Consider the following 22,518-nt stretch of genomic DNA (forward strand, 5'->3'; position numbering starts at 1 on the left):
GTGATTGCCGCCGGGGCGTCCGCCGCCCTGGTTGCCGCCCCAGTTGCCCCAGCTGCCGCCATGCGAGCCGCCCTTGGAGCCGCCTTTCGAGCCGCCCTTGCCGAAGATTCCGCCCAGACCGCCGCCGAGGCCGCCGATGTTCAAGCCCATGATCGAATCCTTCTGGAGTTGGAGACGGCGCTCACCCGCTGTGAAGCTCTGTCGCCGGTTTCGATATGGCACATCTTATCGTGAATATTTTACATTGGGCAAGGTGGATCGTCCTAAATAGATACAATATATCCTTATGGTCAGGATCCTCCCCCGAGATGGACCGCAAAGGTGAAAATCTTCCGCCTTCCGGCGCGAGGCGTCGGCCCTTTCGCCGGTCCCGGAATCCTCCGGATCCGGAGGACCCGAATCGGTCCTTCAGCGCAGGGCCGCCCGCGCCAGATCCGCGCCCGCTCCGGAGGGATCGCGCGCCAGAGCCTCGCGCCAGTCGGCCTGAGCCCCCGCCGCGTCGCCCAGAGCCCGCCGCGCCGCGCCGCGCTCGTAAAGCGCCAGACTCGACGAAGGCGAAAGCCGCACCGCCGCCTCCGCGCTGGCCAGAGCCCCCGCCGCGTCGCCCGTCCGGCGCAGGGCCGCCGCGTGGAGGCTGCGCAGGTCGGACTCCTGCGGCGCAAGCCGGATCGCCTCGGCCAGATCCGCCGCCGCGCCCGCCGCGTCGTTCAGAGCCGCCCGCGCCCGCGCCCGACCCTCGTAGGCCGCCGCGGAGATTCCCGAACCGGGCGCCGCGCTCAGGGCGTGGCCGTAGTCGGTCTGCGCGCCCGAGGCGTCGCCGCCCGCGAGCCGCAGATCCGCCGCCTGAAGGAAGATCTCGCCGCGCTGAGCCGCAAGCGGCGTCTCCAGGCCCAGAGCCTCCAGAGCCGCCGCCGCCTCCAGCGCGCGGCCCAGCCCCGCCAGAGCCATGGCCTCGCAATGGCGCGCCGGAGCCCCTCCGCCCGCGCCGCGCCAGCCCTGGGCCTCGGCCAGAGCCCCCGCAGGATCGGAAGCCGCCCGAGTCACGCAGGCTTCGTAGCGGTCGGCGCCGGGGGCGGCGGGATGGGCGGCGTTCTGCGCGAGGGCGGGCGCCGTCGGGAGCAGGAGCAGGGCGGAGAGGAAGAGGGCGCGCATGGAGCCTCCTGAAGGAGTGGGCCGGAAGGCCGCGAGTCTACGCCTCCCGGCGCTCCGGAGCGAGAGGCGCGCCTTCTCCCCTTGCGCAAAGCCGCGTGAGGCCGATATAGAGGCGTCGGGAGGTCGTGCGGGCGGAAGCCTCGCCAACCCGGTCAGGTCCGGAAGGAAGCAGCCGTAACGAGATCGCTTTCGGGTCGTGCGGCCTCTCCCGAGATCCGTTCCTCAGGTTCAGGAGGCTGCATGTCCGGCGGCGCCGCGGACGGAGCGGAGAGCGCGGGCTATCTTGTGCTCGCCCGCAAGCATCGTCCCCAGACCTTCGACGCCCTGATCGGTCAGGAAGCCATGGTCCGCGTGCTGGCCAACGCCTTCGCGACCGGACGCATCGCTCAGGCCTATGTGCTGACCGGCGTGCGCGGCGTGGGCAAGACCACCACGGCGCGGATCATCGCGCGCGGGCTGAACTGCGTCGGGCCGGACGGGACCGGCGGACCCACCATCTCCCCCTGCGGACTCTGCGAGCCCTGCCGCGCCATCGCGGAAGGCCGCCATGTCGACGTCATCGAGATGGACGCCGCCTCGAACACCGGCGTCGACTCCATGCGCGAGGTCATCGAGAACACGCGCTACCGGCCCGCTTCGGCGCGCTTCAAGGTCTATGTCGTGGACGAGGCGCACATGCTCTCGACTTCGGCCTTCAACGCCTTGCTGAAGACCCTCGAAGAGCCGCCGCCGCATGTGAAGTTCCTCTTCGCCACCACCGAAATCCGCAAGATGCCCGCCACGATCCTCTCGCGCTGCCAGAGGTTCGACCTGAGGCGCGTCTCCGTCGAGCGCATGACGGCCTATCTGGGCGAGCTGGCCGGGCGCGAGGGCGCGAAGCTGGAGCCCGAGGCTCTGGCGCTGATCGCGCGGGCTTCGGAAGGCTCGGTGCGCGACGGGCTGTCGATTCTGGATCAGGCCATCGCCACGGCGGCGGGAGAAACCGCCGCCGCCGCCGAGATCCGGCGCATGCTGGGGCTGGCGGATCGGGCGCGGATCCATGATCTGCTCGACCATATCCTGAAGGGCGCCCCCGCCGAGGCTCTGGCGGAGCTGCGCGACCAATACGCCGCGGGCGCCGATCCGGCGGGGATCCTCCGCGAACTGGCCGAGGCCGTCCACGGGCTTTCGGTGCTGAAGGTCTCGCCGGAGCATGCGGACCCGGCGCTTTCCTCCGAGGCTCAGGCCCGCAGTCGCGCCATGGCCGAGGGGCTCGCCATGCGCACGCTCACGCGGCTCTGGCAGATGCTGCTGAAGGCGCTGGAGGAGGCCGACCAGGCGCCTTCCGCGCTGATGGCCGCCGAGATGGCCGTCATCCGGATCTGCTGGGTCGCGGATCTGCCCAGCCCCGAGGAGATCCTCAAGCGTCTGGAGGCCGAAGGCCCCGCCGCTTCTCCTGCCGGTCCTTCGGCGCCTCCGGGCGGCGGGGGAGGGGGCGCGCGGGCGGCTCTGGCCCTGGCGCCCCAGCCTCTGGGCGAGGCCGCGCCCCTGGAGGCCGTCGCGCCGCAGCATGATCCCGCGCCGCAGGATCTTCAGGGGCTCTCGGCGCTCTTGCGGGCGAAGAAGGAGCTGGTCCTCGCGCTGGAGGTGGAGGGTGGCCTTCGGCCCACGCGCTTCGAGCCCGGACGCATCCTCTTCGCGCCCTCCGGATCCTATGGCGGCGAGGCCGCCTTGCGCCTGTCGCAGAAGCTGGCCGCCTGGACGGGCCGTCCCTGGCTGATCGAGCCCGACGAAGCCGCGCCGACCGCCGCCGCCGCGCCCGCGAGCTTCGCCGAATCCCGCGCCGCCGCCGTCGAGGCGCTGTCGGAGCGGCTGCGGGCGGATCCTGCGGTGGCGGCTCTGCTGGCCGCCTTTCCGGGCGCCGAATTGCTGAAATCGGCGCCTCCCGCCGCGACGCCCGCCCCCGCCGATCCGCCGCCCCTCGGCGACGGAGAGGCGCCGGAGGATCCGGAGGCTTACGGCGCCGCTTTCGATGATGAAGCCCCATGGGGAGAAGAGTGATGTTCGGAGCGATGAAGGGCCTTGGCGACATCGGCAAGATGATGAAGCAGGCCAAGGAGATGCAGGAGAAGATGGCCCAGATGCAGGAGGATCTCGACCGCGTCGAGGTCGAGGGCCGTTCGGGGGCCGGGCTGGTCCATGCGGTGATGAGCGCCAAGGGCGACCTGCGCAAGCTGACCATCGACCCGAGCCTGCTCGATCCCGCCGACGCCGAGATGGTCGGCGATCTGATCGTCGCCGCCGTGGCCGACGCCCGCGAAAAGGCCGCCGTGAAGATGCAGGAGGAGATGGCCAAGGTCACTCAGGGCCTGCCGCCGGGCATCTTCGGGGGCTGAGCCCTCGGGAGAAGCGGGCGGCGCGCCGCCCGTCTTCCGGATTTCAGGCGTCCGAAAACTCGGCCGCGCCCCTGACCTCGCGGCGGGCGGCGGTCCGGCGGCGATGATCGGCGAATTTCTCGCCTTCGCGACGGCCGGTGCGGAAGCCGTTGACCTTCCAGGTCTTGCAGAGCTTGCAGCCCGCCCTCTGGTTGCGGGCGCGGCCTCTCTTGTGATGCATGGGGGTTCTCCTTCAGCGAAAGGACCTTGCGTCGGAATGTCGCGAGTCGGGCCGCCGCGCAAGTCCCGCCTGCGGGCTCGCCCGGAAAAAACCCGCCCCGATGCGCTCCGGACGCGCCTTTCCGGAGCCTGCGCGGCAGGCGATTCGCCGCATCCCCTTTCGCCTGCGCGCTCAAGGCGGTTATGGTGCCAAGCAGGGGATCGGCGTGCGAAAGAGAGCGGGTCATGCAGGCGAGGACGGGGCGGGCGCAGGAGAAGACGCCCGCAAGGAGACGCATCAACGGGGGCAGGGCGATCAGGTGGGGAATCTGGCGGGGAATCCGGAGCGGCGCGGCTCTGGGGCTTCTGGTCTGGGCCTCGGGGGCCGAGGCGCAGCGCGTCGGAGAGCCTCCCGAACCGGGACGCGTCTATACGGGCGAAGGCCGCTGGATCGGCGGCCTGCCGGATCTGGCGGCGCGTCTGGCCGAGACGCGCTTCGTGGCCATCGGCGAGACTCATGACAATCCCGATCATCACCGGATCCAGGCGGCTCTGACCGCCTCCCTCAAGCCCGAAGTTCTGGCCTTCGAGATGTTCCCCGAAGAGAGCGAGGAGGCGCTGAACGACCTGCGGGCCTTCGGCGTCTCGCGCGCGCGCCTCGCGGAGGCGCTGGACTGGGAGAACCGCGGTTGGGGCGACTGGGATTTCTACGCCCAGATCCTGGAGGCCGCGCCCTGGGCGGGCGTGACCGGCGGCGGTCTGCCGCGCGACGTCCTGCGCCGGGTCTCCGCCGAGGGGCTTTCGGCCGCGCCCGGCGACCTCGTGGCGCGCTACGGGCTGGAGGCGCCTCTCGCGCCGGAGGCCGAGGCGGCCTTGCTCGGGATCTTGAACGAATCGCATTGCGGCCATCTGCCCGCCGCTCGGGTGGGAGGGATGATGGCGGTCCAGCGGCTCTGGGACGCCAGCTTCGCCGAGGCCTGGGCGCGCGGCGCCGGAGAGGAAGGACGCGGCGTGCTGATCGCGGGCGCAGCCCATGTGCGTTCGGATTGGGCGGCTCCTGCCCTGATGCGGCGCGCCCATCCGGAGGCCAGGGTGGCGGCGGTGGGGCTCTTCGGCCATCGGCCCGAAGCGCAGACGCTCGCCGATTACGATCTTGCGCCTTACGACTTCATCGTCATCACCGAGGCCGATCCCGAGCGTCCCGACCCTTGCGCGGGTCTGCGCGCCGCCGCCGAGGCTCGCGCCCGCGCGGAGGCCGGAGCCCCCGAAGAGCCCGAAGCCGGAGAGACCGGCGCGCCCTGAGCGCCCCCTCCGGAAGAGGCGCTCCCGGAAGGCGCGGCCCGGCTCACAAGCGCGCGAGAGCCCCTGTCCTGTCCGGGGTTTGCGGCTATGCTGCGCCGCGCGGGGCTCCGGTCGGGGCCCCGAGGATGAGTGAAGGAAGGCCATGTCCGATTCTGCGAAATCCGTCCTGACGCGTCGGGAGGCTCTGGCCCTGGGCGGCGCGGCGATGCTCGGCGCGGGCCTGGGCCCGGTCGGGGCCCTCGCGCGGGAGGCCTCGGCGATCGGCCCCGCCACGGCGCAGGCTCTGGCGGCGCGGGGCTGGTCGGAGGCGGCCTTCGATCCGCGTCTGAGCCTGAGTCTGCCCGATGTGGTGGAGAACGGCGCCAATGCGCCCGTGGACCTCTCCATGTCGGACCTGCCCGAGGGGGTCTTCGTGAAGCGGCTGGGGCTTTACGCCGAAGCGAACTTCACGCCGGAGATCGCGCTCTACCGTTTCGGCCCCGCGACGGGCGCGCCCCTGCGGATCTCGGTGCGGGCGCGTCTGGCGGAGTCGCAGACGGTCCTCGCCGTGGCGGAGCTCTCCGACGGGAGCCTGCTGGCGGCGGATTTCGCGGTCAAGGTCGCCATCGGCGGCTGCGCGGGCTGAGGAGGAAGCGTCCATGAGCGACGAGGAATACGAGATCAGGCCGCGTCTGCGGGCTCCGAAGACCGCCGCCCCCGGCGAGCGCGTCACCATCCGCAGCCTGCTGATGCATCCGATGGAATCGGGGCGGCGCAAGGATCTGGAGGGGAAGGACATCCCGCGCCGGATCATCTACAGCGCCCGCTTCACGGTCGGGGGCGAGGAGGTCTTCGCGGCGGAGCTCTCGCCCATGAACGCCTCGCCGCTCTATCTCGAATTCGACCTGACCATAGAGGGCCCGACGCTCCTCGAAGCGGAGTGGATCGAGGACGGCGACGAACGCCGCTGGACCGCCTCGACGCGCATCGAGATCGCCTGACCCCTTTCCCCTGCGGAGCCCTGCCTCATGACCGCCCTTTCCGATTCCGGGGTCAATCCTCGTCGCCGCGCCTTCGTGACGGCCCTGTTCTTCGTGGCGGGGCTGGCGACGGTCTTCATCGCGCTCGGGGCGACGGCCTCGGCGCTGGGCCAGGCTCTGGCGCGCTACAAGGACCTGCTCGCCATGGCGGGCGGGGCGGTGATTCTCGTCTTCGGGCTGCATTTCCTCGGGATCCTGCGGATTCCCTTCCTCTATCGCGAGGCGCGGGTGCAGGGCGTGGGCGGAGGGGGCACGCGCCTGGGCGCCTACGCCATGGGTCTGGCCTTCGCCTTCGGCTGGACGCCCTGCGTCGGGCCGGTGCTGGCGGCGGTGCTGTTTCAGGCGGCTCAGGCCGAAAGCCTCGGGCGCGGGGTGGGGCTGCTGGCGGCCTATTCGGCGGGGCTCGGGATTCCCTTCCTGCTGGCGGCCTTGTTCATCACGCCCTTTCTGGGCTTCGTGAAGCGGTTCCGCAGAAGCCTCGGGGTGATCGAGAAGGTCATGGGCGGGATTCTGGTGGTCGTGGGGCTGTTGTTCCTGACCGGCGGATTCACCCAGCTTTCGCTCTGGATGCTGGAGAACATGCCCTTCCTCGCCCAGATCGAGACCTTCGCGCCCGGCGCCGAGGGGCTGCGCAGCGGCGGAATCGACGTGGGCTATCCGGCGGCCTTCTTCGGCGGGCTGCTGAGCTTCCTGTCGCCTTGCGTGTTGCCTCTGGCGCCGCCCTATCTGGCCTATGTCGCGGGGATGAGCCTCGACGAGATGAAGGGCGACGGAGAGATGAAGGCGGTGAAGGCGGCCTGAGGGAGGGTCAGTCCCCGCCGCGTTCGATGACGAAGATCAGGGCGCCCTCGAAATTCCGGCGGGTGTCGATCAGCTTGTGGCCCTGTTCGGCGCAATAATGGGGCGCGTCGACGATGGCGGCGGGGTCGTCCGCGATCAGACGCAGACGACTCCCCGGACGCATCCCCTGAAGCCGCTTGTGCGCCTTCAGCACCGGCAGGGGGCATTTCAGCCCCCTGGCGTCCATTTCGGATTCCATGTCGGGTTCTTCGGTCACGTCATGAGCCTTCCCAGCGGCGTAGGGCCAGGACCGCATTCAACCCGCCAAAAGCAAAGGAATTGGATAGGGCCGCCGAGATTTTCGCTTCACGCGCGCAATTGGTCACGATGTCGAGGTCGCATTCCGGATCTGGCTCCTCATAGTTGATCGTGGGCGCGATGATTCCCTCGCGAAGGGCCATGATGGTCGCCACCGCCTCCAGAGCCCCCGCGCCGCCGATGCAATGGCCATGCATGGATTTCGTCGAGGTGACGCTGAGCGCCTCCGCCGCCGGGCCGAGCGCCGCCCGCAGCGCCGCGCATTCGGTGCGGTCGTTGGCCTGGGTGGCGGTGCCGTGGGCGTTGACGTGCCGGATGGCCTCGGGCGAGAGCCGCGCGTCCTCCAGAGCGGCGCGGATGGCCCGCGCGGCGCCGTCCAGCGAGGGCTGCACGATGTCGCTGGCGTCGGAGGTCATGCCGAAGCCGAGGATCTCCGCGAGGATCTCGGCGCCGCGGGCCTTCGCCGATTCCAGCTCCTCGAGGATCAGCACCGCCGCGCCCTCGCCCTGGACCATGCCGCTGCGGTTGCGCGAGAAGGGGCGGCAGGCGTCGCGGGCCATGACCCTCAGGCCCTCCCAGGCCTTGAGCACGCCATAGGTCAGCCCCGATTCGGCGCCGCCCGTGGCGGCCATGTCGGCGCCCCCCGAGCGGATCAGATGGAAGGCCTGTCCGATGGCGTGATTCGAGGAGGCGCAGGCCGTCGAGACCGACCAGGCCGGGCCCTTCAGACCATATTTGATGCTGATCTGGCTGGCGGGGGCGTTGGCCATCAGGCGCGGCACGATGAAGGGATGGACGCGCGTCTTCCCCTCGCCGTAGACGAGCCGGTAATTGTCGTCCTGGGTGTGCTGTCCGCCCATGCTGGTGCCGATCACCGTGGCGGCGCGCAGCTTGCGTTCGTCGCTGAGTTCGAGGCCGCTTTGCGCCATGGCCTCGGCGGCGGCCACGAGGGCCATCTGGGTCACGCGGTCGAAGAGCGAGATGTCCGAGCGGGAGAAATGCTCCTCGCCGATGAAGTCCCGGGCCTCGGCGGCGAAATTCGTCGAGAGCCCTTCGGTGGGAATCATCTGGATCGGCCCGATTCCCGAGCGCCCTTCGCGCAGCCCCTGCAGAAACCTTTCCCGCCCGACGCCGAGGCTGGAGACGACGCCGGATCCGGTCACCACGACGCGGCGCACGCGTCAGGACTCCTTTTCGGCGAGGAGCCGGCGCACCGCCTGCGCGGCCGCGCCCACGGTGGAGATGTCGAAATCCGAGGCGTTCGGATCATTGGCGTTGTAGGGCACCGAGATGTCGAAGGACTCCTCGATGGCGAAGACGATCTCGACCAGCGCCAGCGAATCGAGGCCGAGCCCGTCGGGCGTGGAGTCGGGCGTGATCTGTCCGGGGTCCATCATGGCCTGCTGGGCGATGATGCGGCGGACTTCCGCGAAGACGGAGTCGGCGGTCTCGGTCATAGGGTCCCCTTCATCTGCTCGAACGACGCGTTTCAGGACGCGTCGCGCTTCGGTTCGGTCAGCGCGGCGATCTGGCCCCGCATCTTCTCCATGAAGCGCGGCAGCCGCCGCTGCGCCATGAAGACCCGGATGGCCTCAGCATGGGGCAGGGCCGGAAACCCCATCATGACGGCGCCCGGCGCCACATCGCCGCTGACGCCCGAGGCCGCCGTGACCACCGCGTCGGAGCCGATCCTGACGTGGTCGGCCACCCCGACCTTGCCCGCCAGCACCACCCGGTCGCCGATCTCCGTGCTGCCTGCGATTCCGACATGCGCGCAGATGAGGCAGTTCCGCCCCATGCGCACATTGTGCCCGATCTGCACGAGGTTGTCGATTTTCGTTCCGTCGCCGATCTCGGTGTCCCGGAGGGTGCCGCGGTCGATGGCCGCGCCCGCGCCGATCTCGACGTCGTCGCCGATCCGCAGCCCGCCCAGCGAGAAGACCCGCATCAGACGGGTGTTCTTCGCCTCTTCGGCCACGGCGCCGGTGGATCTGGCGCTCTCGACGGATCCGCGTTCGGGCGTGGCGAAGGAGAAGCCGTCGGCGCCGAGGACCGCGTTGGGATGGATGATCGCCCGCGCGCCGATGCGCGCCCGCGCGCAGATCCGGACGCCTGCGCCGATCAGGGCGTCGGGGCCGATCAGGGCGCCTTCCGCGACGCTGGCGTGCGAGAGGATCCGCGCCCTCGGGCCGATCTTCGCGCCGGGCCCGATCCAGACGAAGGGCCCGACGCCGGAGCCCTCGCCGATCTCGGCCGAGGGATCGACGAAGGCCGTCGGATGGACGCCCTGCGGGGCGTGGATCTCCGGAGCGAATCGGGCGGTGATCGGGGCCATGGCCGATTTGGGGCGACGCACGAGAATCGCGCCCTCCAGCCCGAGGGCCTTCCAGTCGGCGCCCTCGCGCAGCACGGCGGCGCGGGCGGGCGGCCTGACGAGCTTCTCCAGATCCTCGGCCATGGCGAGGGCGAGATCGGTCGGCGCGGCCGCGTCGGAGGGATGGGCGGCGCGGTTCACGCGCAAGGCGCCGTCTCCTTCGAGGCGCGCGTCAAGGGCGGCCGCAAGCTCGGCGAGGGAGACGTCCATGCTGACCCTTCCTTGAGTCCGGGGGGAGAGTGCGCAGGCGCGGAAGCCGCGCGCCTGCGCCTTGCTCTCCGCTTAGCGCGGCGGCTCCCGTCTTGTCAAAGCGTCGGACGGAGAGCCGCGGCGGGCGCGAGAGGCGCCGAAGCGGGCGCGACCGGCGCCGAGACGGGAAGGGGCGCGTCTATGGCCGCGTTCTGGAGAGCCGCCGCAAGCTTCTCGTCGCGATTGTAGACGTCTTCGCGGAACTGGAGCCGCCCCTGGGAATCGACCCAGGCCGTGTGATAGGTCAGGCGCACCTGAACCGGACGGCGCAGACGCACCAGATGCTCGACGTTGTTGGCGAGCTGCCGCGCGACCTCGGCCTGGGGATCCTCGGCCTGGGGCGCGAGCAGCGCCTGAGCCAGCTCCAGCGGGCGCTCGACGCGCACGCAGCCGTGGCTGAAGGCGCGGGCCTCGGCGCCGAAGAGATGCCGCGAAGGGGTGTCGTGCAGATAGATGTTGAACTGGTTGGGGAACATGAACTTCACCCGCCCGAGCGCGTTGTCCGGGCCGGGCTTCTGGCGCACCAGGAAGGGGAAGTTGCGCGGGGTGATCTTCGACCAGTCCACCTTCGTGGAATCGACCACCTCTCCGCCGCGGGTGAGCTCCATGTTGCTCTCGACGAAATATTTCGGATTGCTCTGGGCCTTGGGCAGCATCTCGTTGCGGGCGATGCTCATGGGCACGTTCCAGCTCGGATGGAAGACCATGTGGTCGATCCGGTCGTCGAATTCGGGCGTCATGCTGCCGTCTTCGGTCTGGCCGACGGCCACGCGGCTCCAGAGGACGGGCTGTCCGGCCTCGTAGAGGGTCATCTCGAAGCCCGCGAGGTTCACGTCGACGCGGCGCGGCTCGGCGGTCCGGCCGTTGCGCCAGCGCAGACGCTCCATGTTCAGCATGATCTGCGCGATGCGCCGCTCGATGGGCGCGTTCAGCGCGCGCAGGGTGCGCGGTCCGGCCACGCCGTCGGGCTGGAGCCCGTGGCGGTTCTGGAAGGCGGCCACGCCCTGCATCAGCCGCTGGTCGTAAAGGGAGGCCTGGACGAGCGCGGAGACGGGGAGCGGCGCGCCGAACTGCGGGCCGACGCTCATCGCCTCGACCTCCGGCGGCAGATCCCCCAGAGCCGCCAGACGCCGCCGCAGCAGCGTCACGGCGGGCGAGGCGTCGCCGGGGCGCAGGATCCCGAATTCGGGCAGAGGCCCGCCCCAGCCCCCTTGAGAGGAGAGGCGCAGATAATCGCTCAGCACGCCCTTGAGCCGCGCGTATTCCGGCGCGCGGGGCGCGAGATCCTCCAGATAGGCGCCCAGATCGGGCGCGGCGGCGGCGGCCTCCAGCAGATCGGCGGGAGCGGGGCGGGTCACGTCCAGATGGATGTCGGCGTCCACCGAACGGGGCTCCACCAGCCCGACCGAGACGTCGCGGGCGTAGGAGAGGAAGGCAGTCGCGAGATCCAGATCCAGCGCCGAGGCGTCGGCGGGGCTGAGCGCCGTCGAGCCTTCGAGGCGTCCGCGCAGGGCGGCGCCGCCGTATTTGCGGGCGGGCAGGGCGTGTTCGGCGGCGCGCTCCAGGGTCTCGGCGAGGAGCAGCGCGCGGGCCGGAGTCCAGATGGGCTGGCCGCGTCTGGCGGCGAAGCTCTGGGCGGCGCGGCGGTCGAGGACGTTCTGGGCGATGGGGGCGGGCTTGGGCGGCGGCTTGGGCGAGGAGGCCAGAGGCTTTTCGGGGCCGCTCAGGGGCTCGATCGTCGGCGCGGGAGCGGCGGGCCGGGCGGCGACGGCCGCGGTCGCGGCGGTCGCGACCTGGGTGCGGGCCGCCGCGGCGAGGCTGCGGCCCTCGCCCGTTTCGGCGAAGGCCGACAAGGAGGCGGGCGGGGAGGCCGCGGCCAGAGCCGCCAGGATGGAGATGGCCGCAACGCGCATGGAGAAGGCTCCCTCTGGTCCTTGCGCCTCTCGGCGCGTCGTTTCGCCACCTTGGGGGGCGATGGTAAAGGCGGCTTTAAAGCCATCTTAGGGTTCTTTATACACTGTGGCGGCTAGACTATACGGCGAGCTTCCTGCCGTGCGCGATCACAAGAAAGTTCGAAACCCCGGTCTCTACGCTTCCAAGGATGAATTATGGCCGACACCGATCAGATGACGCCCTCGCGTCGTCGAGTCCTTCAGGCCCTGAGCGCCTGCGCCTTCTCCGCCGTCGCCGCGCCCGCCGTCGCGGGGCCTCTCTTCTCGCCGCTTCCGGCCCGGAAACCCGCCGTGCGCCGACTGCGCCTGAGCAACGCCCATACGGGCGAAAGCTTCTCGGGCGTTTATTTCGCGAACGGCGCCTATGTGCGCGAATCCCTGACGCGCCTCAATTATCTGCTTCGGGACTGGAGAAACAACGAGATCATCGCCATCGACCGCCGAACCCTGGACATCGTATCTCAAATGCAACGTGATCTGGATACGGACGAGCCTTTCAGCGTCATCTCGGCCTATCGCACGCCCGCCACCAACGCCATGCTCCGCGAGCGGGATTCGGCGGTGGCCTCGCGCTCCTATCATCTGCGGGGCATGGCCATGGACCTGAGGCTGAAAGGCCGCAGCGTCGAGCAGATCCGCCGCGCGGCGGACAGCCAGAAGGCGGGGGGCGTCGGGGCCTACGCCAATTCGCGCTTCGTGCATGTGGACAGCGGCCCGCTGCGCAGCTGGCGCGGCTGAGGCCGGGGAAGCTTCTCCGGAAAGGCCTCCATGCTCCGGACCGACGGCCGCGTTCCGCGCGGCCCTCCATGCGGAGCCCGCGCCTTGCGCGCGACCCCCCGGGTTGGGCTGGGGCGGGATCGGGAGGCCGCGCGGCCGCGCGTCTCTGGAGACGCGCAGGCCCTCTGTATCAAGACGGAAATAACGGCGGGCGCATGAGCGGATTGCGGCGCCGGAAGGGCCATTTCGGGATGAAATGCGGCGAAGCCCGTCCTGCGGCCTGCGCCCGAGGCCCCGGTCAGGCCGGATTCCGCGCCTTCGGGCCCTCTCGCACGGATCTTGCTGGAGTTCCGCCGGGAGTCCGCCGGACGGAGGGAGGCGCCCGGTCCGCCGCCGCGAATCCCTGGCCGAATCGTTCCGAGCCCGTCCTTTTACGGCTTGGGAAGGGGCGCAAGGCATAGTCCGGCGCTGGACTTCGGAGCGCGGCTGATCTTGGGGGCCGACGAAGCGGGATGGACGCGATGCGGAAGAACGGTCTGCGGTCGATCAGGGGAGTCATGGCGGCGGCGGTCCTCGCCCTGGCGGCGGCTCCGGGATTCGGGACGCCCGGCGCCTCCGGACGCGCCTTCGCGGCCTCGACGGCGCCCGCCTCGGCCGAGAGGATGAGCCTGGAGATCGACGGCGGCGCCTCCGTGACGCTGGAGCGCGTCGCGCCGCCCCGGCCCGAGGTCTTCGCGGGCGCCCCGGCCTACGCGCTCTGGACGCGCGACGGATTCGCCGAGCCGGTGCGCTTCCGGCTCTCCTCCAATCATGCGGCCTATGTGCGGGGCTGGCGTCTGGCCATCTACCGCTCCGGCGACCTCGAAAGGCGCCGTCCGGTCCAGAGCTTTTCGGGGCGGGGCGCGAGCTACGTCGAATCGCCGGTCTGGGACGGTTCGGCGGCGCCGGGCGTGCCGAAGCTGCGGCCCGGCGAGGAGCTGTTCTACGTCTTCGAGGCCACCGACCGCATGGGGCGCGTGGCGGCCTCCGATCCGGCGCCTCTGCTGCTGGCGCGCTACGTCATGCCGCAGCAGGCCCGCACGCTGAAGTCTCAGGCGCAGTCGACGGCCCTCTCCGGGCGTCCCGAGATGGACGCCGGGCAGGCCTGGGGCTTGCGCATCCGGGTGGCGGGGCTCAAGGCGGGCGAGACCCTGCGACTCGACGGCATGGCTCTGGCCGCCGATTCCTCGGGCGCCGCCGAGCTGACCCAGATCCTGCCGCCCGGCCGCTACGCTCCGAAGGTCGAGCTGACCCGCGCCAGGGGCCGCACGGTTCAGGCCGAGCTCGCCTTCGCGCTGGGCGATCCCGCCGCGAACGCCCAGCCGCGTCCGCTCTGGGGGGCGGGCAGCGCGGCCGCCGTGGCTCTGGCCCGGCCCGCGGCCGTCCCGACCCGCAGCGCCCATTACGAACTCGCCAACCAGACGATGATCTACCTCCCCGACACCGACGTCGCCCGCGATTCGGTGCGCGCGGTCGTCATGGTCGAGGGCGAGACCGCCGCCGCGCTTTCGGCGGGCGAACATTACGTGCTCGATTCGCTCCAGGGACGGCTTGCGCTGACCTCGGCGGGGCGCGACCTCATGGACGGAATCGCCCAGGGGCTGGAGGAGGGCGGCCAGGCCGGCCGTCTGGAGATCGGATATCGTCCTCTCGCCGAGCTTGAGCCCGCCGACGCCGCGCCTTCGGCGCCGGTGGCGGCCGCCAGCGGCGACGGCGCCGATTTCGTCGTGACCTATGGCGACGCCCTCGGGCCGGATCTGCGGCTCGCCGCCGCCGAGGCCCTGATCGCCGAGACCATCGCCGAGGGCGAAGCCGAAAACGAGGCCGACGCCCGCACTCCCCTCCTCGCCCGCGCGCCGGAAGCGGAGACGAAGCCGGAGGCCAGGCCCGAACCGGTCCTGACGGCTCAGGCCAGGCCCCGTCCCGACCATCCGCTGGAGTCTCCCGCGCCCCGCGCCAAGCCCCGGAGCGCCGCCCCCGCCGCCGAGACCCCGCCCGCCGTCCTGCTGGCTTCGGCGCCCGCCGCGCCCGCTCCGGTGGAGGCCGCGCCGCTCTTCGACGATCCGGGGGCTCTGGTCCTCGTCGCGGCGGAGAGGCCGAAGCGGTCGGGCGCCGCGCCCGCCTCCAGGTCCGAGCCGAGCCTCGTGGCTCAGGGCCTCTTCATCGCGGCCTCGGCGCCCGCGGGCTTCGAGTCCGCCGCCCATCCGGGCGAAGAGGCCGCCCGCGCGCCCGCGCGCCTCAGCGCCGCACCGCCGCCCGCCGCCCGCAGCATCGCCGAGATCCTCACTCAGGGCTTCATCCTCGACAAGGACTGAGCCGGGTCCTCGGGAACCCTGCGCGGAAGGCGGAGCGGCGCGGAATCCGGAAAAAACATCCCGGCCCGGTTGGCGCGCTTGCCGATTTCGCATATCATCGCCACATAGGGATCCAGCGCGCTCCGCAGGAGCCGCGGCTTGGCCGCGGAGCTCCTGAGGCCGGAGCGGGCGCGGTCCGGCTTGGAGAAACATGCGGCGATGAATCCAACGACCTTGCGCGGCGTCGCCTATTGGGGGCTGGCGATCGTCATCCTCTTCACGGGTCTGGGCGCCGTCGCCGCCAACGCCGATGAGAAGGAGGCTCCCGCCCCCGTCGCGGAGCCCGCGCGATGAGCGGCGGCAAGCCCTGGGGCGGGCCTTACAGCCCGAAACGCCCTTCGCGGCCCTCGCGGCCGGATTCCCGCGCGCCTGTCGGGACCGGGGAGCGGGCGGATCGTCTGCCCCCCACCGAGAGCCTGCCCGTCTACGGCGAGGAGCGCGAGGCGGCGAAATCCTCCGGCTCTCCCTTCGAGCAGCCCCTCCGCCGCCCCCCGGCCTCCGAACGCCCGGCCTCTCCGCCGCGCGACGACTGGAGATCGCGCTTGACCTCCTCAGCCAAGCCCTATGACGCCGCCGAGCGGCTGCGCCGCCGCGACTCCGCGCGCGCGCGCCGCATTCCGTGGTTCGGCCTGCCGATCCTCTTCGCGGCCTTCGGCTCCCTGGCGACGGGGAAGCCGGGCGGCATGATCGCCTTTCTGGGCGCCTGGGCGCTGCTGGCGCTCGGCTCCCATCTGATCGGCGAGGGCCAGAAGGCCCAGGAGGCCTATGACGCGCGCAGCCTCGCGGCGGCGCCCTCCCTGCCGCGCAAGCTGCTGGGTTCGCTGGCGGTGGGGCTCGGGGTGGGTCTGGCGGGGGTCATGGCCTTCGGCTTCTTCTCGGGCGCGGCGGTCGGGCTGGTGGCGGGAGCGCTGTCGGCCTTCGTCTTCGGCGCCGATCCCCTGCGCGCCAAGGGCGACGCCACGATCTCCGACGTCTCCATCTCCGATCTCGACGCCGCCCTGACCGAAGCCCGCGGCAGGGTCGCGGCGCTGGAGGGGGTCGCGCGCAACCTCAAGGACCGCTCGCTCGGCGCGCCCATCCGCGAGATCGCGGATCAGACGCAGCTCATCCTCAAGCGCATCGAGGAGGATCCGGCCGATCTGCGCCGGTCGCGCAAGTTCCTGAAGGTCTATCTCGACGGCGTGCTGGAGGCCGCGCGGAAATACGAGCGCGCCCAGGCCAACGTCGATCCCGAGACGGAATGGAAATTCCGCAAGCTCCTGCGCGACATGCGTCAGGTCGCCGTCGAGCATCACGACAAGCTGCTCAACGACGACAGGACCGACCTCGACGTGGAGATCGAGGTGCTCGCCGACCGCCTCAAGCATGAAGCGGGCGTCTGAGCCTCTCCGCTTCGCTCCCGCGAGGACGTGAGGATTTCAACCTGAGCCTTTACGCCGACGGCGCGTCGGCCCCCGGAAAGAGGAAGATCATGCCGAACGAGGATGTGACGGAAAAGGCCCGCGTCGCCGTCGCGGAAGCCGCCGAGACCCTGCAGCTGGCGCTGCCCGCGCCCAAGGCCGAACTGATCACCCTGCCCCAGGCCGATCCGCGCGAGGCGCAGGAGATCCGGCGCCGCATGCAGGAGATCGACCTGCACAACACGCAGTCGATCATCAAGTTCGGCTCCAAGGCGCAGGAGGATCTGACCCAGATCTCCGACCAGATGCTGGAAGGCGTGCGCAACAAGGACGTGGGTCCGGCCGGAGGCGCGCTGCGCAACATGGTCGGCGCCATCCGCGGCTTCGACGTCAACGAGCTGGGCGTCAACACGCCTCAGGGCTTCTTCGCGCGCATCTGGAACTGGCTGTTCGGCAAGGCCTCCAGCGTGCATGACTTCGTGGCGAAATACGAGCAGGTCCGCGGCCAGATCGACAAGATCTCCGACGAGCTGCTGGGCCACGAGACCATCCTGCTCAAGGACATCAAGTTCCTCGACAAGCTGTATGAATCCTCGCTGTCCTTCTACGACGAGCTGGCGCTCTACATCGCGGCGGGCGAGGCCAAGATCGCCGATCTCGACGCCAACGACATCCCCGCCAAGGAGCGCGAGGTCCAGGCCGCGCCCGAGGGCCAGGGCCTCGTGAAGGCGCAGGAGCTGCGCGACCTGCGCGCCGCCCGCGACGAGCTGGAGCGCCGCATCCACGACCTCAAGCTCACCCGTCAGGTGACGATGCAGTCTCTGCCGTCGATCCGCCTCGTGCAGGAGAACGACAAGAGCCTGGTCAACAAGATCAACTCGACCCTCGTGAACACCGTCCCGCTCTGGCAGACCCAGCTTGCGCAGGCCGTGACGATCCACCGCTCGCGCGAGGCGGCGGGCACCGTCAAGGCCGCCACCGACCTCACCAACGACCTCCTCAAGAAGAACGCCGAGAACCTCCAGCAGGCCAACCGCGAGATCCGCGAGCAGATGGAGCGCGGCGTCTTCGACATCGAGACCGTGAAGGAGGCCAATCAGCGCCTCATCGCGACCATCGAGGAGAGCCTCACCATCGCCGACGAGGGCAAGAAGCGCCGCGCCGCCGCCGAGCGTGAGCTCCTCAACATGGAGAACGAGCTCAAGCGCACGCTCTCCGCCGCCTCCGCCCGCAAGGACGGCGTGGGCGACAACCTCGGCACCTCGACCGGGCGCCGCCGCTCCTGAGGTTGAGGGCCGCTCTGGTTCTGGCGGCGGGGCTGGCCCTCTCGGGCTGCGCGGCGACGCGCGGAGCGGGCGGGGGCCTCGACGCCGAAGCTCTGGCGGCGGATTTCCTGACGCTCGCCTTCCGGGCCGAGGCTCTGGAGGGCGGGCGCGCGCCGCCCGGCGGGGCTCCTGCGCCTCTGACGCGCTGGGCGTCGCCTCCGGGCTTCGCGCTCGAAGGCGGGACGCCGGAGGATCGGGCCGAGGCGCTGCGGCTGCTCGGGCGGCTGGAGACGCTGACGGGGCTGCGCTTCGCGGAGCGGGAAGGGGAGGGGGCCGCCTTGCGCATCCGCTTCCTCGACCCTGAAGCGCGGCGGCGGGATGCGCTCCGGGCGCGGGATTTCCGGGCGCTGCGGCGGCTCTGGGCGGAGGATTCGGGGGTGTTCTGTCTGGCTCTGGGCGAGACGGATGAAGCCGGGGCGCTGGTCCGGGCGGAGGTCCTGCTCAAGGCAGAAGCCGGTCCGGCGCGTCGGCGGTCCTGTCTGGCCGAGGAGCTGGGGCAGGCCATGGGCCTCTTCAACGACGCGGCGACGCGCGGTCCCTCCGTCTTCGACGACGACGACCGCCACGCCTTCTGGACCGCGCAGGATGAAGCTCTTCTGCGTTTGTTGTATGATCCGCGCCTGACGCCGGGCATGAGCGCCGAAGAGGCCGCTCCGCTCGTGCGGGAGATCGCGAAGGAAGCGGCGCGGCGCGCTGCGGGAGGAGGTCGGCCATGAGTCTCTGGGATCGCCTGATGGGCGAATTCGTCGATGTGATCGAGTGGACGGCCGACGACGGCCGCACCATGGTCTGGCGTTTCGAGCGTCACGGCAACGAGATCAAGTATGGCGCCAAGCTGACCGTCCGCGAGAGCCAGGCGGCGGTCTTCGTCAACGAGGGCCGCATCGCCGACGTCTTCGAGCCGGGCATGTACATGCTCGAAACGAACAACCTGCCCCTGCTCTCGACGCTCCAGCACTGGGACCACGGCTTCCAGAGCCCCTTCAAGGCCGAGGTCTATTTCCTCAGCCTCAAGCGCTTCGTGAACCTGAAATGGGGCACGAAGAATCCGATCATGCTGCGCGATTCGGAGTTTGGTCCGGTGCGGCTGCGGGCCTTCGGCACCTATGCGGTGCGGATCGCGGACCCGGCCAAGTTCATGACCGAGATCGTCGGCACCGAGGCGCATTTCGAAGTCGGCGAGATCGCCGACAATCTGCGCGACCTGATCGTCTCGCGCTTCGCCAACGCCCTCGCCGAGGCCAACGTCCCGGCGCTGGATCTGGCGCGCAACTACGACGACATCGGCGAGTTCCTGCGCCGCCGCATCGATCCGCAGATGCGGGAGGATTACGGCCTCGAACTGACCCAGCTGCTCATCGAGAACGTGTCCTTCCCGCCCGAGGTCGAGAAGGCCCTCGACAAGCGCACCGAGATGGGCGTCATCGGCGATCTCGACCGCTACAAGCATTACGAGGCGGCCCGCGCGCTCGGCGCGGCGGCGGAGAACCCCGGAGGCGCCGCAGGCGCCGGCATGGGGATCGTCCTCGGCGGAGCCCTGGGCCAGGGCGCAGGCTCGATCCTCAACACGCCCGCCCCCGCTCCGGGAGGCGCCCCCGGCGCCGGAGCGCCGCCGCCTCTGCCCGGCGCGGGCAAGCCTGCGGGCAAGCTCTGGCATGTGGCCTTGAACGGCTCGCCCGCCGGACCCTACGACGAGCAGCAGGTCCGCGACTCCATCGCCTCGGGCGGCCTGCCCGCCGACGCGCTGATCTGGAGCCCCGGCATGAGCGAATGGCGCCCCGCCCATGAGGCGCTGAATCTCGGCGGCTCGGCGGCCAGCTCGGCCCCGCCGCCCCTGCCGAAGGGCTGACCGACTTGACCGACCGCGAGGGCCGCAAAGGCGCAGGGATCTGGGGCGCGGCGCCGGAGGACGACTTCAATCCTCCCGCCTCCTCCTCCGAGAGCTTTCCCTGCGCGCAATGCGGCGCGCATCTGGTGTTCCAGCCGGGGACGGACCGCATGGTCTGTCCCCATTGCGGCCATGTGAACTTCATCGATTCGCGCTCCGGCGAGGCCATCCACGAGGTGGATTTCCGGAGGGCGCTGAAGGACCAGATCTCCGCGACGGAGATCGAGACCACCCAGGTCGTGGTCTGCGGGAATTGCGGCGCCGCCGTCGAGCGCGACGAACGGGAGCGGGCTTCGGTCTGTCCCTATTGCGCCTCGCCTCTGGTGGGGGATCCGGGGGCCAACCGCCATTTCAAGCCCAAGGGGATTCTGCCTTTCGTCCTCAGCGAACGCGAGGGACGCAAGGCGCTCGATTCCTGGCTGGGCTCGCGCTGGTTCGCGCCTTCGGGCCTGCGCCAGTTCGCCCGCGCCGACAAGCGCATGACGGGCATCTACACGCCCTACTGGACCTTCGACGCCGACAGCCAGAGCGAATATACGGGCCGTCGCGGCGACACCTATTACGTCACCGAGACCTACACCGTGCAGACCAACGACGGCCCGCAGCGCATGACGCGCCAGGTGCCGCGCATCCGCTGGACCAACGTGCGGGGCCGCGTGCGGCGCTTCTTCGACGACATCCTGGTGCTCGCCTCGACGGGCCTGCCCAAGGCGCACGCCGATCAGCTCGCGCCCTGGGATCTGCATGCGCTGGCGCCCTACAAGGCCGATTACCTCGCGGGCTTCCGCTCCGAGGCCTATACGGTGGATCTGGAGGAAGGCTTCTCCGAGGCCCGCGCGGTGATGGATCTCCAGATCCGCCGCGACGTCCGGTTCGACATCGGCGGCGATCATCAGCAGATCAATTCGGTGGACACCCAGCTCGGGGCGATCACCTTCAAGCACATCCTGCTGCCGATCTGGATCGCGGCCTATCGCTATCGGGGCAAAAGCTATCAGTTCGTGGTCAACGGCCGCACCGGCGTCGTGCGCGGAGACCGCCCCTACAGCGCCTGGAAGATCATCTTCGCCTTTCTGGCGGGGGCGGCGATCATGGCGGCTCTGGCCTATGTGCTGCATGTCAGCGGCGCTCTGGACGACATGGTGGGCGGCGCCATGCCCTCGATCCGCTTCGACACGGGCGGCGGCGGAAGCTGGAACTTCTAGGCTCCGCTCCTCAGGCGCAGGATTCCGCGCCGTCCGGGCGCAAGCTCGGGCGGGGGCGGGGGCGCAAGAGCCTCGGGGAGGTTTTCGGCCCCGCCCGAAGGCGAGGCCGCAGGAGTCTCAGCCCTCTCCGCTTTCGGCGGCGTCGGCGGATTTGGCGTTGAGCTGGCCGTAGGAGGAGGCGCCGATCTCGTCATGCAGCTGGAGCTGCGTTTCGAGGAAGTCGATATGGCCCTCTTCGTCGATCATCAGCTCCTCGAAGAGCTTCATCGAGCCGTAATCGCCGACGGAATGGGCCAGATCGCGGCCTTCCTTGTAGAGCTGACGCGCCTCGCGCTCGGCGGCGAGGTCGCATTCCAGCGTCTCGCGGACGTTCTGTCCGATGCGCAGAGGGTCCAGCGTCTGGAGGTTCGGATGGCCTTCGAGGAACAGGATGCGCGCGATGAACCGATCCGCGTGCCGCATCTCCTCGATGGATTCGGCCCGCGCCTTGGCGGCCAGCTTGCCGTAGCCCCAGTCTTCAAGCAGCCGGAAGTGAAGCCAGTACTGGCTCACGGCCGTCAATTCGCTGCGGAGCCCCTTGTTCAGGTGCTCGATGACTCTGGCGTCGCCCTTCATGATGACATTCTCCCTGACGAATCCCGGCGGCGGCGCAGGGAGCGCCGCCATAGGGGCATTCCGCCCCGCGCGCATGGAGTTCGTCAATGATTTTCATCATCAGGGGACGACAATTGCCGCACCTCGGCCTCTTGCCGAGATGTTTGTAGACGCCCGCGCAGGTCAGGGACCCGCCGTCAGCCGCCGCTGTTTCAACCGCGGATCTGATCGCGCGGTCGTCGATCACGGCGCAGGAACACACGATCATGCCGGTCGCGCTCCGTTTCCGCAGGTGAAGCCTTCGAACCTTGACGCCAAAACCGCGCCGGGAAAGGCGGCTGGCGTCTTGCGCAGGGAGAAACGCGAGGTTTTCGGCATCTGACGGATCCTCGGAGGGTGGGCGACCGGAGATCGGTGAATTCCGACTCCCTTGCTACGCCATAAGTCCGAGGGAATCAATCGGAAAGTCCGAGGGAAAGAATCGGGATGCGGGCGGCGGCGCGGGCGGGTCTCCGGGGCTGAGGCGAAGAGCCGCGCCCCGCGGATCTCCCGGAACGGGCGCCGCGCATGAGGAAGGCCCCGGAGAAACCTCTCCGGGGCCTTGAAATCAGGCGACGATTCGCGTCGGAAATGGCCGGTCTGCGGCGCAGGCGGCTCAGCGGAAGTTCGGATCCTCGATCACGAATTTCGCCGGCTCGATGGCCATGCCGCGCTGCACGTTGTTCATGCTGATGGTGCTGGTCTTGCCCTGGGGATCGACCACGATCCATTGCTGAAGCTCGATGGGATTGGTCGAGAAGATCATGGTCACCGATCCGTCGCCGGGGCGCTGGGGGTCCACGGCGGTCACGCGCAGGATGCCCGGGCCGCGCTGGACGTCGCGCACCGCGCCTTCCGAGGTCAGGTTGACGTTCTCGCGCAGCAGCAGCGCCAGAGGCGTCGAGTTCAGCGGCAGGCGGTCGAGGGTCTTGGCGCGGCGGTTGATCACCGCGGCCCAGACGCCGTCCGCCACCACCAGAGTGGGATAGGGCTCGTCGTATTCGAAGCGCAGACGCCCCGGACGACGCAGATAGAAGGCCCCCTGCGCCACCCGCCCGTCGGAGGACTGCTGCGTGAAGCGGCCCTGCATGGTCGTGACGCTGTTCAGATAGGCGCTGAGCTGCGCCAGCGTCTCGGGATCGCGGGTCTGCTGCGCGAGGGCGGCGGAGGGCAGGCCGACCAGCGCGACGGCGGCGGCTCCCATCTTCAAAAGATCGCGACGTGTCATCAGGCCAATC

At 70.3% G+C, this 22,518-nt stretch carries 23 protein-coding genes, 1 other RNA gene and 2 pseudogenes; 16 read left to right on the top strand and 10 right to left on the bottom strand.

The genetic code is table 11. The features are described from left to right. Nucleotides 1-408: 408 nt before the first annotated feature. The gene (locus PHN62_RS10305) at nucleotides 409-1,152 is read right to left on the bottom strand and encodes a hypothetical protein (protein ID WP_300150008.1); all 744 of its coding nucleotides are present in this window, start codon (nucleotides 1,150-1,152) and stop codon (nucleotides 409-411) included. Nucleotides 1,153-1,268: 116 nt separating this feature from the next. Between PHN62_RS10305 and ffs the strand changes: the two genes are divergently transcribed. The 3 genes from ffs to PHN62_RS10320 all read left to right on the top strand — a co-directional run bounded on the left by ffs (nucleotide 1,269) and on the right by PHN62_RS10320 (nucleotide 3,527). Further along, nucleotides 1,269-1,364, top strand: an RNA gene (gene ffs / locus PHN62_RS10310) — signal recognition particle sRNA small type. 28 nt (nucleotides 1,365-1,392) lie between these two features. Continuing rightward, the gene (locus PHN62_RS10315) at nucleotides 1,393-3,192 is read left to right on the top strand and encodes a DNA polymerase III subunit gamma/tau (RefSeq protein ID WP_300150009.1); all 1,800 of its coding nucleotides are present in this window, start codon (nucleotides 1,393-1,395) and stop codon (nucleotides 3,190-3,192) included. Continuing rightward, nucleotides 3,192-3,527 (top strand): YbaB/EbfC family nucleoid-associated protein, encoded by a 336-nt coding sequence (locus PHN62_RS10320; protein ID WP_300150012.1) that lies wholly within the window; start codon nucleotides 3,192-3,194, stop codon nucleotides 3,525-3,527. Before PHN62_RS10315 ends, PHN62_RS10320 begins: the two co-directional genes overlap by 1 nt. Before the next feature lie 43 nt (nucleotides 3,528-3,570). On the opposite strand, the gene PHN62_RS10325 is transcribed toward PHN62_RS10320, so the two are convergent. Then, entirely contained in the window at nucleotides 3,571-3,747 is a 177-nt protein-coding gene (locus tag PHN62_RS10325; protein WP_300150014.1) for a hypothetical protein, read from the bottom strand. Nucleotides 3,748-3,971: 224 nt separating this feature from the next. On the opposite strand from PHN62_RS10325, the gene PHN62_RS10330 reads away from it, so the two are divergent. From PHN62_RS10330 to PHN62_RS10350, 5 genes and pseudogenes are all read left to right on the top strand, one after another. Continuing rightward, a complete protein-coding gene (locus PHN62_RS10330) occupies nucleotides 3,972-5,027 on the top strand; it encodes a ChaN family lipoprotein (RefSeq protein WP_300150016.1) in 1,056 nt (351 codons plus the stop codon). Between the two features lie 142 nt (nucleotides 5,028-5,169). Next, nucleotides 5,170-5,652: a thiosulfate oxidation carrier protein SoxY gene (locus PHN62_RS10335; RefSeq protein WP_300150018.1), complete on the top strand. Its 483-nt coding sequence runs from the start codon at nucleotides 5,170-5,172 to the stop codon at nucleotides 5,650-5,652. A gap of 13 nt (nucleotides 5,653-5,665) precedes the next feature. Then, complete coding sequence (locus tag PHN62_RS10340) at nucleotides 5,666-6,007, top strand: thiosulfate oxidation carrier complex protein SoxZ (RefSeq protein ID WP_300150021.1); 342 nt, start codon at nucleotides 5,666-5,668, stop codon at nucleotides 6,005-6,007. Between the two features lie 27 nt (nucleotides 6,008-6,034). Further along, nucleotides 6,035-6,574 (top strand): annotated as a pseudogene (locus tag PHN62_RS10345) (cytochrome c biogenesis CcdA family protein); the annotation flags it as partial. A gap of 99 nt (nucleotides 6,575-6,673) precedes the next feature. Beyond that, nucleotides 6,674-6,814: pseudogene (locus PHN62_RS10350) on the top strand (cytochrome c biogenesis protein CcdA); the annotation flags it as partial. A 40-nt stretch (nucleotides 6,815-6,854) separates the two neighbouring features. On the opposite strand, the gene PHN62_RS10355 reads toward PHN62_RS10350, so the two are convergent. The 5 genes from PHN62_RS10355 to PHN62_RS10375 form a co-directional block, all read right to left on the bottom strand. Continuing rightward, the gene (locus tag PHN62_RS10355; protein WP_300150024.1) at nucleotides 6,855-7,103 is read right to left on the bottom strand and encodes a sulfurtransferase TusA family protein; all 249 of its coding nucleotides are present in this window, start codon (nucleotides 7,101-7,103) and stop codon (nucleotides 6,855-6,857) included. Between the two features lies 1 nt (nucleotide 7,104). Then, nucleotides 7,105-8,322, bottom strand: coding sequence for a beta-ketoacyl synthase (locus tag PHN62_RS10360; RefSeq protein ID WP_300150027.1), 1,218 nt, complete (start codon nucleotides 8,320-8,322; stop codon nucleotides 7,105-7,107). 3 nt (nucleotides 8,323-8,325) lie between these two features. Next, entirely contained in the window at nucleotides 8,326-8,601 is a 276-nt protein-coding gene (locus PHN62_RS10365; RefSeq protein WP_300150030.1) for an acyl carrier protein, read from the bottom strand. 32 nt (nucleotides 8,602-8,633) lie between these two features. After that, entirely contained in the window at nucleotides 8,634-9,728 is a 1,095-nt protein-coding gene (gene lpxD, locus PHN62_RS10370) for a UDP-3-O-(3-hydroxymyristoyl)glucosamine N-acyltransferase (RefSeq protein WP_300150032.1), read from the bottom strand. Between the two features lie 95 nt (nucleotides 9,729-9,823). After that, complete coding sequence (locus tag PHN62_RS10375; RefSeq protein ID WP_300150035.1) at nucleotides 9,824-11,680, bottom strand: L,D-transpeptidase family protein; 1,857 nt, start codon at nucleotides 11,678-11,680, stop codon at nucleotides 9,824-9,826. 195 nt (nucleotides 11,681-11,875) lie between these two features. Here PHN62_RS10375 and PHN62_RS10380 point away from each other — a divergent pair, with 195 nt between their 5' ends. The 8 genes from PHN62_RS10380 (at nucleotide 11,876) to PHN62_RS10415 (ending at nucleotide 20,647) form a co-directional block, all read left to right on the top strand. Next, nucleotides 11,876-12,457 (top strand): DUF882 domain-containing protein, encoded by a 582-nt coding sequence (locus PHN62_RS10380; protein ID WP_300150038.1) that lies wholly within the window; start codon nucleotides 11,876-11,878, stop codon nucleotides 12,455-12,457. A gap of 500 nt (nucleotides 12,458-12,957) precedes the next feature. After that, nucleotides 12,958-14,790 carry a hypothetical protein gene (locus PHN62_RS10385; RefSeq protein ID WP_300150040.1) on the top strand — a complete coding sequence of 611 codons (1,833 nt, stop codon included), beginning with the start codon at nucleotides 12,958-12,960 and terminating at the stop codon, nucleotides 14,788-14,790. Between the two features lie 198 nt (nucleotides 14,791-14,988). Beyond that, nucleotides 14,989-15,123: a hypothetical protein gene (locus tag PHN62_RS10390; RefSeq protein WP_300150043.1), complete on the top strand. Its 135-nt coding sequence runs from the start codon at nucleotides 14,989-14,991 to the stop codon at nucleotides 15,121-15,123. Next, the gene (locus PHN62_RS10395) at nucleotides 15,120-16,211 is read left to right on the top strand and encodes a 5-bromo-4-chloroindolyl phosphate hydrolysis family protein (protein ID WP_300150046.1); all 1,092 of its coding nucleotides are present in this window, start codon (nucleotides 15,120-15,122) and stop codon (nucleotides 16,209-16,211) included. Before PHN62_RS10390 ends, PHN62_RS10395 begins: the two co-directional genes overlap by 4 nt. An 89-nt stretch (nucleotides 16,212-16,300) precedes the next feature. Next, nucleotides 16,301-17,515, top strand: coding sequence for a toxic anion resistance protein (locus tag PHN62_RS10400; protein WP_300150049.1), 1,215 nt, complete (start codon nucleotides 16,301-16,303; stop codon nucleotides 17,513-17,515). Nucleotides 17,516-17,517: 2 nt separating this feature from the next. Further along, complete coding sequence (locus PHN62_RS10405; RefSeq protein ID WP_300150051.1) at nucleotides 17,518-18,270, top strand: DUF2927 domain-containing protein; 753 nt, start codon at nucleotides 17,518-17,520, stop codon at nucleotides 18,268-18,270. After that, nucleotides 18,267-19,403 carry an SPFH domain-containing protein gene (locus tag PHN62_RS10410; protein ID WP_300150054.1) on the top strand — a complete coding sequence of 379 codons (1,137 nt, stop codon included), beginning with the start codon at nucleotides 18,267-18,269 and terminating at the stop codon, nucleotides 19,401-19,403. Before PHN62_RS10405 ends, PHN62_RS10410 begins: the two co-directional genes overlap by 4 nt. A gap of 5 nt (nucleotides 19,404-19,408) precedes the next feature. Continuing rightward, on the top strand, nucleotides 19,409-20,647 hold the full coding sequence (locus PHN62_RS10415) for a primosomal protein N' (replication factor Y) - superfamily II helicase (RefSeq protein ID WP_300150057.1): 1,239 nt from the start codon (nucleotides 19,409-19,411) through the stop codon (nucleotides 20,645-20,647). Nucleotides 20,648-20,764: 117 nt separating this feature from the next. On the opposite strand, the gene bfr is transcribed toward PHN62_RS10415, so the two are convergent. The 3 genes from bfr to PHN62_RS10430 form a co-directional block, all read right to left on the bottom strand. Further along, nucleotides 20,765-21,262 (bottom strand): bacterioferritin, encoded by a 498-nt coding sequence (gene bfr, locus PHN62_RS10420; RefSeq protein ID WP_300150061.1) that lies wholly within the window; start codon nucleotides 21,260-21,262, stop codon nucleotides 20,765-20,767. Then, on the bottom strand, nucleotides 21,165-21,509 hold the full coding sequence (locus PHN62_RS17435) for a bacterioferritin-associated ferredoxin (RefSeq protein WP_367187024.1): 345 nt from the start codon (nucleotides 21,507-21,509) through the stop codon (nucleotides 21,165-21,167). The genes bfr and PHN62_RS17435 overlap by 98 nt, the downstream gene beginning before the upstream one ends. 387 nt (nucleotides 21,510-21,896) lie before the next feature. After that, nucleotides 21,897-22,508 carry an outer membrane lipoprotein carrier protein LolA gene (locus PHN62_RS10430; protein ID WP_300150068.1) on the bottom strand — a complete coding sequence of 204 codons (612 nt, stop codon included), beginning with the start codon at nucleotides 22,506-22,508 and terminating at the stop codon, nucleotides 21,897-21,899. Nucleotides 22,509-22,518: the final 10 nt, after the last annotated feature.

Source organism: Neomegalonema sp., from assembly GCF_028688855.1.
GTDB lineage: Bacteria > Pseudomonadota > Alphaproteobacteria > Rhodobacterales > Rhodobacteraceae > Neomegalonema.

What these genes read in the sequence shown, in the direction of transcription:
- PHN62_RS10340 (WP_300150021.1), top strand. Translation starts at nt 5,666, where the DNA reads ATGAGCGACGAGGAATACGAGATCAGGCCGCGTCTGCGGGCTCCGAAG.
- PHN62_RS10325 (WP_300150014.1), bottom strand. Translation starts at nt 3,747, where the DNA reads ATGCATCACAAGAGAGGCCGCGCCCGCAACCAGAGGGCGGGCTGCAAG.
- PHN62_RS10375 (WP_300150035.1), bottom strand. Translation starts at nt 11,680, where the DNA reads ATGCGCGTTGCGGCCATCTCCATCCTGGCGGCTCTGGCCGCGGCCTCC.
- lpxD (WP_300150032.1), bottom strand. Translation starts at nt 9,728, where the DNA reads ATGGACGTCTCCCTCGCCGAGCTTGCGGCCGCCCTTGACGCGCGCCTC.
- PHN62_RS10410 (WP_300150054.1), top strand. Translation starts at nt 18,267, where the DNA reads ATGAGTCTCTGGGATCGCCTGATGGGCGAATTCGTCGATGTGATCGAG.
- PHN62_RS10380 (WP_300150038.1), top strand. Translation starts at nt 11,876, where the DNA reads ATGGCCGACACCGATCAGATGACGCCCTCGCGTCGTCGAGTCCTTCAG.
- PHN62_RS17435 (WP_367187024.1), bottom strand. Translation starts at nt 21,509, where the DNA reads ATGATCGTGTGTTCCTGCGCCGTGATCGACGACCGCGCGATCAGATCC.
- PHN62_RS10335 (WP_300150018.1), top strand. Translation starts at nt 5,170, where the DNA reads ATGTCCGATTCTGCGAAATCCGTCCTGACGCGTCGGGAGGCTCTGGCC.
- PHN62_RS10395 (WP_300150046.1), top strand. Translation starts at nt 15,120, where the DNA reads ATGAGCGGCGGCAAGCCCTGGGGCGGGCCTTACAGCCCGAAACGCCCT.
- PHN62_RS10400 (WP_300150049.1), top strand. Translation starts at nt 16,301, where the DNA reads ATGCCGAACGAGGATGTGACGGAAAAGGCCCGCGTCGCCGTCGCGGAA.
- PHN62_RS10385 (WP_300150040.1), top strand. Translation starts at nt 12,958, where the DNA reads ATGCGGAAGAACGGTCTGCGGTCGATCAGGGGAGTCATGGCGGCGGCG.
- PHN62_RS10390 (WP_300150043.1), top strand. Translation starts at nt 14,989, where the DNA reads ATGAATCCAACGACCTTGCGCGGCGTCGCCTATTGGGGGCTGGCGATC.
- PHN62_RS10430 (WP_300150068.1), bottom strand. Translation starts at nt 22,508, where the DNA reads ATGACACGTCGCGATCTTTTGAAGATGGGAGCCGCCGCCGTCGCGCTG.
- PHN62_RS10315 (WP_300150009.1), top strand. Translation starts at nt 1,393, where the DNA reads ATGTCCGGCGGCGCCGCGGACGGAGCGGAGAGCGCGGGCTATCTTGTG.
- bfr (WP_300150061.1), bottom strand. Translation starts at nt 21,262, where the DNA reads ATGAAGGGCGACGCCAGAGTCATCGAGCACCTGAACAAGGGGCTCCGC.
- PHN62_RS10305 (WP_300150008.1), bottom strand. Translation starts at nt 1,152, where the DNA reads ATGCGCGCCCTCTTCCTCTCCGCCCTGCTCCTGCTCCCGACGGCGCCC.
- PHN62_RS10365 (WP_300150030.1), bottom strand. Translation starts at nt 8,601, where the DNA reads ATGACCGAGACCGCCGACTCCGTCTTCGCGGAAGTCCGCCGCATCATC.
- PHN62_RS10320 (WP_300150012.1), top strand. Translation starts at nt 3,192, where the DNA reads ATGTTCGGAGCGATGAAGGGCCTTGGCGACATCGGCAAGATGATGAAG.
- PHN62_RS10330 (WP_300150016.1), top strand. Translation starts at nt 3,972, where the DNA reads ATGCAGGCGAGGACGGGGCGGGCGCAGGAGAAGACGCCCGCAAGGAGA.